Below are 7,125 nucleotides of genomic sequence, written 5' to 3'. Positions count from 1 at the left end.
GTGACAGAAATGGTGAATTTGAGCCTAAGATACTGCCTAAGAATCAGACAAGCATATCCCAGGATATGGAGAACAAGATCATCTCCATGTATGCAAAAGGTATGTCTACATCAGATATTGAGGATCATATCCGTGATATTTACGGTCTGGAAATCTCAGATACTACCGTCAGCCGTATCACTGATAAAGTGCTCCCTGTAGCGAAGGAATGGCAGCAGAGACCGCTTGAAAGCGTATACGCAGTTGTATTTCTCGACGCTATACACTATCATGTCCGCAGCGAGGGACAGATCATACCGCCTCTTATTTCTATTATTGTCAAGTTATAATCTCCTTTTTATTCTTATAGCGTTTCAACGCCATGAAACAGGAAGTGCATTTTATCAATACGTTTATCAGTATGCCAATGGCCGAGATACCACGCCTTATATTCTATTGCTTCTTCTATGGTATCAAGCCATTGTTCTGTTCTGTTATCTACTTTTGACTGATCTATTCCTGAAAGGAAGCACTCTGTGGGGATATATTTATACGGGCACGTATGAGAAAACACTACGTCTATTTTATTTTTCTTTATCTGCTTCTCAACGTATTCCTTTATTGTCGGCGACGGCTGCTCGTCCGGCCACCAATTATATCCGTTTCTCAGGCGATAGAACTTATCAACGCTGTATGCGCCGCCTATAACTAGGCACTTATTGCCTTCAAGCTCAAATATGTCTCCGTCTACAGGAAACAGTATATTCGGATACTCCTCCTCATAGAGGACACGTCCGCCGTTCCAGTTCTTTTCCTGATATGAAGCTATATTCTGGGGACGGTTCTCATGGTTACCGTGAATACAAAAGAATGTAACTCCGATATTGTTCATTTCTTCTTTTATAAATTTATCCCGTAATCTTCCTGTATAGTTTACGCCCACATCTCCGAGAATAACTATTATATCATCCTCTTTAGGTTCGTATTTCTCTACAAGGTCGAATATAGGCTCAAAAGAGCCATGTATATCTCCTGTTATATACATCATAGTATCTCACCTGCCTTCTGATATTCCTTATTATACCACATATATATACGTTTGTCACTAAATCCGTGGTTTAAAAATTAAAAACGGCATTATATCAAAATACGCCGTTTACAGAGGATTATTACTATATCACTATGTCCAGGCAGGATATATATACATCTCTCAGCTTTTCAGAATTTTTTGATTTTCCTGCAACCCATTTAATAATATCGGCAATATGGTCTTCTGATACACAACCGCCTTGTAAGATTAAGAGTCCTTCTATAGGCAGGTGCAAAGTACAAGCAAGTACATAAAACTTATCAACAGTCGGAAGTGATTTCCCCCAGAACCAATGATATATTGACTGATAGCTATCAAGCATAAGTATTTTCTGTAGCTCTGTTACCTTTATTCCTGCATGGTCACACAGATGCCTTATATACTGTCCCGTTTTCTCCTGATCTATTAATTTTTGCATCATATCACACTCGTTTCTTTTATAGTTGGTGATATGTTACCATTATTCTCAAAACTATACAAGAGCTATAATTACCGAATAATCAGCTCTCTCTTTGTCGGATATGATGAATTCTTCCACTTGCATTTTTTAATACCATGCTCTGTATTATTGCATCTGGAGAAATAATTCAAGTAATGTGTGACAATCAGAATCGAAATGTGAATAGACATCTGTTTAATTATTATGCCAATCCAATAAGGTAAGTTCTTCATTCAAAACTGCACTTGCGCCACGCAGAATTGCACAATCGAACTTGTCCGAACATTGAAAAGATATCTCTCTGTCACGTAATCTGATATATTCGGAAACAATATTTTCAATTAAACAATCAAAATCAAACATCGGATAAAAGGATCTGAGAACACTCTCTATATGTCCTTTAGGAATACTACCGTCATTAGGTGTCTCAAGGTACGCGGAAAGGGTGTGCAATCCTGTCCTCACAGGATTGTAAATCTCGGCAATATCCTCTTCATTGCCATAAATAAGTTTATCTTCATCAAATAATCCATCTATCACCATGAAATTCGTTTCGCAGTTATCCATATCTGTAAGAACTTGTAGTAAAAACGTTCCATTTATATTATCAATATTCTCTTCTATTTTTTGGACAAGTTTATTATAGTAAGTATTCAAGAAATCAATAAGGTCATTCTCCGAGCAGTCTGGATCAAGATGTTCCTCTACTATGTTCCATTTTCTTATATCTTCTAAAGAGTCTTCTATTTCAATCTGTGCATTCTTAAATAAACCTATATAGCCAAGATTAATGGTTCCCTGTATTTTTATCTCTCCATCTTCAAGATAAATATTCAGAGAATCGTCTCTTATGCTTGCAGAAAGAGCAGAATCGGGCAGCGGAATAGTTACTCTCGTTTCAAAAGGAACATTAACATTGAATGGTGAACTCCAGCAGATATCTCCGATGCCCTTCCAATATACTGTCATGATACCGTCATTGATACTCTCAATAATAAATTCTGCGTTGCGGATCCATTCGCATTCGATAACATTGAGAACGCCTGCATCGCCGTACTCATTTTCGAAATCTTCCCAGACTAGTTTTCTACCTACAAGTTCCTGAAGGCTTTTCACCTTCAAAAATATGCCATTAACTTGCTCTATACCTACATCACGACACTCATAGTCTATTTCTTCATTTTTAGTGTTTGCATACACATCTACAAAAAGACGAATGCCATCGTCCTCAGATCTGATTGTGACAGAACCACGGGGGGCGTCATAATCATAACCTGCCAGTTTAAAAAAGTTTGCCATATTATTTCCTCCTCCTTTATCACATAAGCACAGTAAGTCTTAAGCTTCTGCTGCGCCAAGGCTATAGCAAGATTGTGGAAAAGCCAATCAATACAAATAAGCTTACCGAATCTCAAGACCAGTTAACAAGTTTTTATGATTGCCTTTATAGTTTTTAAACACGAGCTTACCTTCGTCGTCTGCATTATTCTTATAAAGCCTTATTTCAGTTGCTTTAAGATTATAGCATTTATCACCAAGCTTTAAAGCAAATGAAAAATCGTTTTCTAACGCCCCAACTTGGATAAGTAATTCTCCTTGCAAAGATTCATCGCATTTATTATAAGTCTCATGAAAAGCCTCTAAAACCTCATCCTCGTTAAAGTAAATAAAGGCTGAGTATTTGCTCTGTTCACTCTTGAATCTTATGAAAACATCTTTTATTCTCGCCGGTTCCATATTCTCTTTCCACTCGCCGTCAGATAAGATCTTTTCTCCGTTGAAGAAATTGCAGATAGTTTTTGTGATTTTTAAGCTGTCGTTTTCAGTGCAGAATACCGGATGATATCTGAAACGCTTCAGATAATCATTAATCGTATCAAGAGACGGTGTTTTCGTTGCTATGAACTTATTTTCATCTATATTATATTCAGAAATCAGATCAGTAAATTTCTGCTCATAATCGTTTGTCACTTCACCCTGCAAAGGATAATCGATCATGATATTATGTATCTGATTATGCCTGTTATGAAACATTAGGGCCTTGCCATGCGGCAGGATACGGAATTCAATATTATCAAGCCAGAAACGGTCAGTATCATCGAAATAGTGGTCAAGTTCCTTTGGCAATGATGTATATATCCTGTAAGTCTTTCCTTCAGAAAGATCATGCCAAGCCAGTTTCACATATTGTGGCACAAAGAATGAGGTATCATTTGCATCTCCATCATTTGTATATCCGAGACAGCCGCAAATTAATCCAATCGGGGTTATATCAGCTGTTTCGGTAGGAAATTCAAACTGCCCCTCCAGTAATAAACAATTAAGCTTTCCATGTGTTCTGACATTAATACTCTTACATCCGTAGACATCCCAGTGCTCCAACTCTTTCGGGCTTGCATCAAGTTCCTTTGCTTCCCATGAGTCGAGCTTTTCAAGCATACCTTCTCTGAACATGGATTTTCTGTAATCTTCTTCACTCATTTTGGCCCATCTTGCAGATTCTTCAAAAGAATCACCTGACAGAAACGACTTTCTGTTATTAAAAAGATTGCAAAGGCCGATGCACGCTGCAAAAAACAAAACTATATGCAGACCAGTATGATGACCGCTGGACACCAAGAACTTTATCAGAAAAAAAGATATCAATCCGAAAAGGAAAGACGCTGCCGTATTAAAAATGCTACGGAACCCCAGCGCCATACCGTTTCCGGCAGGATCGCTGTGCGGATAATATGGCGCAAAGTTAAACCAGTAGTAGTCAAATGCCATTATTTCTATCATCGAGAAAAATGCCGATCTTCTGGCGGTAAAATATATCGTTGACAGCTGTGCAGCTAATGTGAGCAATAAAAACGCTGTCAAAAGAAGATCTTCAAGTCTTTTGACAGGTTTGTACATTTCCTTTATAGCTACACCTGCAAAACTGAATACGATACAAGCAACCAATAGTAAAAAGAACGCGGCCATAATTCCTTGTCCCCCTCTTTAAATCATATAAACTGTTCGTAATCCATCAAATTATAATCTTGCTTTTATTTCCTGATATATCTTATATAGCGAGACATCTTCATCGGGAAGCTCTTCAGGAGTACTGAGTAAAAATCCTGTAACTCCTTTGATTGCTCCTGCCGTATCACTAAGTGTTGTTTTTTTTCCGCCTTTTAGTTTTATTGTCATTCGCATACGATAGTCTTCATGATGATGTCTGCGCCTTTTATATCTTTTGATCTGAACGTCAGCGATCTCATCAAAAGCAATAGTTTTCTTTCCAATGGGATACTTTATTATCATATCATCATCCCTAATGATTACTGAAGTGCCTACAGCTCTTTCAGTTAGGTATACAAAGGGATATGCGATCATTACAGCAATAACCAGAAAAAAACTCCATAAAGGCAATGATGAGGCAAAGAAGATCATAATAATCAAAATCAAAAATGCAATAAGCTCAATGAAAATTATGATTTTATTTTCGTGTTTTATTTTATAATCCATATTTCATCACCTATTCCATTTCACTTATATTTGCTCATTTTCTTATGCTCGAACATTCATCATTGTTTTTCTTTTGAATAACGATTTTTAAGCTGCTGATTCATCCATGCCGTATGCTTCCTTGCTACAAGGTAATGTACGCCGCAGGTAAATAAGTATATAAACAAAACAGCAATAAAAGTCAGGAATACTGACATTGGAGTTATCCTGCACCAGCCGAACATTTTTAACAGCATCACTGTAATGAAAAATATCAGTAAGAAATGTCCCACCCACAGTATCGCTGAAACTTTGACGCTTTTAGGATCCAAACAAAGAAGTGCAGCTGTGGGCAGAGCAGTAATAAAACCGCTTAAAAGGATCTGCCAGAGTATAACGCTCTCCATTTGCTGTCCCGAGAACGTCAGATATACCGCCGCAGCTATTATAACAGCTGTAGTTATGTCAACAAAATAGTGTAATAATGAGATAAAAAATTCCTTTACCATCATTCACCCTCCTCAATACCGAGCTTTGACTTCAGACTATGTACATATTGCCTTGATATAAGCACTTTTTCACCATTTTTCAGATGAGCTTCAAGCTTGCCGCTGAAAAGAGGCGAAAGGAACTCTATCTTTTCCATATTTATTATCATCGACTTGGAACAACGTACAAAATCCAGAGGATTGAAAAGCTCTTCCAGTTCATAAAGTTTATATTTGACCTCATAGACATCTGAACTGCAATATGCAAAAACTCGGTTTTCATTGGATTCAAAATAGTATACGTCCTGATAGTTCAGACGGGCAATCTTGTCGTTCAGATATCCTGTAAGTTCCGTATTCACAGTTTTAAATGAAAGCAGCATGGAAATAAGACGCTGATCCGGCGATGCGCACCTTACAATCACAACGTCTTCCTCGTTTGGCTGAGGGGATTCGATAATTATTTTCATGATCGGCCTCCGCTTTAGTAGTTTTATAGTGTAAATAAAGTATTGCAGATTATATGTTAGATCTCAAGTCTGCCTCCATGCGGCAGCTTATAGACCTTAGCACGTTGTTTCATATGCTCTTCAAAATCTGATGTATCAATTTCAGAACTGAACGGTGGGAAAGTGTCGTCAAAATGCGTCAGCAGAACAGCCTGAGGTCTGAGCTTGTCATATATACGCAAAGCAATATCGCATATTTTTTGCGAGCCCTGATACGGAAAAAACGCAAGATCGACGCCTGTGGGGTAATCTATGTCGTCTGCAAGCGCAAGGCTGCCGAGTATGAGTATACGTTTGCCGTATACCTCCACAACATAGCATAGAGTCTCTTTTTTCTCAAGGCAGGAAACTATCTTTTTCAGCTTTCCGTTAATGCCTTTCAGATTATGTCTGACACGCCTGCTGCATATAGTTTTCAGAATACTCCACATATTTAAGCTGATATGCTTCCCCTTATATGCAGTGATATGCATATCTCCCACGTAAAAGGAAGAGCGCGGCTTTATAAGGCGCAGATTTTTTTCATTGACGCCCTTGCTGCAAAGGGTATGGTATGGAGCTTTCGTGCAGTACACAGTGGTATCATTTCTTACGATATCCCTGATACTGCTTATATGGTCAAAATGTCCGTGTGAAACAAGGATATGGCTGCAATCATCATAAGCGTCTGCTGCTATCTTTACTCTGCTGTCGGAGAACGGAAAAAAAGGATCTATCAGCAGCTGAGAGCTTCCTGCGGTTATACGCACCGACGCTGTACCGTACCATATGATATTGATCTTTTCATTCATAAGTAAGCTCCTTTGCCGTATGTTTTCTTCATTGTATCATATTACACGGTAAAATTCAATCATTCACACAGCTTATCCATAATATATATGATAACACATATCAAAAACAGCTGTCAATGCAACTTACCCCCTAAAAAACGCAACTTACCTGTACCATACTGACTGATAACGAACAGCTGTCAGGTTTTCGAACAAATTCACATGATCTCCTTTGCAGCTTACCCCTTGAAAAAAGCAACTTACCCTCTGGAAAATGCAACTTACCCGATTTCGGTTGATTTCGTTTTCAACGGAAGCTATAATATGCATATGGTCACGGAAAAACCGTAAGATCCCTGTAAACAACAGTTGTTGA

8 protein-coding genes and 1 pseudogene are annotated in these 7,125 nt (G+C 38.1%); 1 reads left to right on the top strand and 8 read right to left on the bottom strand.

Going from position 1 to position 7,125, the window contains the following annotated elements; translation table 11 throughout:
- Positions 1 to 296 (top strand): annotated as a pseudogene (locus K5677_RS02105) (transposase); the annotation flags it as partial.
- A gap of 47 nt (positions 297 to 343) precedes the next feature.
- On the opposite strand, the gene K5677_RS02100 reads toward K5677_RS02105, so the two are convergent.
- The 8 genes from K5677_RS02100 to K5677_RS02065 form a co-directional block, all read right to left on the bottom strand.
- Positions 344 to 1,027, bottom strand: coding sequence for a metallophosphoesterase (locus tag K5677_RS02100; RefSeq protein ID WP_296724108.1), 684 nt, complete (start codon positions 1,025 to 1,027; stop codon positions 344 to 346).
- Positions 1,028 to 1,151: 124 nt separating this feature from the next.
- Complete coding sequence (locus tag K5677_RS02095) at positions 1,152 to 1,490, bottom strand: hypothetical protein (RefSeq protein ID WP_296724106.1); 339 nt, start codon at positions 1,488 to 1,490, stop codon at positions 1,152 to 1,154.
- A 213-nt stretch (positions 1,491 to 1,703) separates the two neighbouring features.
- Positions 1,704 to 2,807, bottom strand: a complete 1,104-nt coding sequence (locus K5677_RS02090) for a hypothetical protein (RefSeq protein WP_296724103.1) — start codon at positions 2,805 to 2,807, stop codon at positions 1,704 to 1,706.
- A gap of 102 nt (positions 2,808 to 2,909) precedes the next feature.
- A complete protein-coding gene (locus K5677_RS02085) occupies positions 2,910 to 4,475 on the bottom strand; it encodes a hypothetical protein (protein WP_296724102.1) in 1,566 nt (521 codons plus the stop codon).
- A 51-nt stretch (positions 4,476 to 4,526) separates the two neighbouring features.
- Positions 4,527 to 5,003 carry a hypothetical protein gene (locus tag K5677_RS02080; RefSeq protein ID WP_296724099.1) on the bottom strand — a complete coding sequence of 159 codons (477 nt, stop codon included), beginning with the start codon at positions 5,001 to 5,003 and terminating at the stop codon, positions 4,527 to 4,529.
- A gap of 59 nt (positions 5,004 to 5,062) precedes the next feature.
- Entirely contained in the window at positions 5,063 to 5,491 is a 429-nt protein-coding gene (locus K5677_RS02075) for a DUF3021 family protein (protein ID WP_296724097.1), read from the bottom strand.
- Positions 5,491 to 5,940 (bottom strand): LytTR family DNA-binding domain-containing protein, encoded by a 450-nt coding sequence (locus tag K5677_RS02070; protein WP_295088677.1) that lies wholly within the window; start codon positions 5,938 to 5,940, stop codon positions 5,491 to 5,493. Before K5677_RS02070 ends, K5677_RS02075 begins: the two co-directional genes overlap by 1 nt.
- Positions 5,941 to 5,996: 56 nt before the next feature.
- Positions 5,997 to 6,770 carry an MBL fold metallo-hydrolase gene (locus tag K5677_RS02065; protein WP_296724094.1) on the bottom strand — a complete coding sequence of 258 codons (774 nt, stop codon included), beginning with the start codon at positions 6,768 to 6,770 and terminating at the stop codon, positions 5,997 to 5,999.
- Positions 6,771 to 7,125 lie beyond the last annotated feature (355 nt).

The organism is Ruminococcus sp., assembly GCF_024684275.1.
Note: the sequence above shows the minus strand (reverse complement) of the source record. Positions and strands in the feature narration are given on the sequence as shown.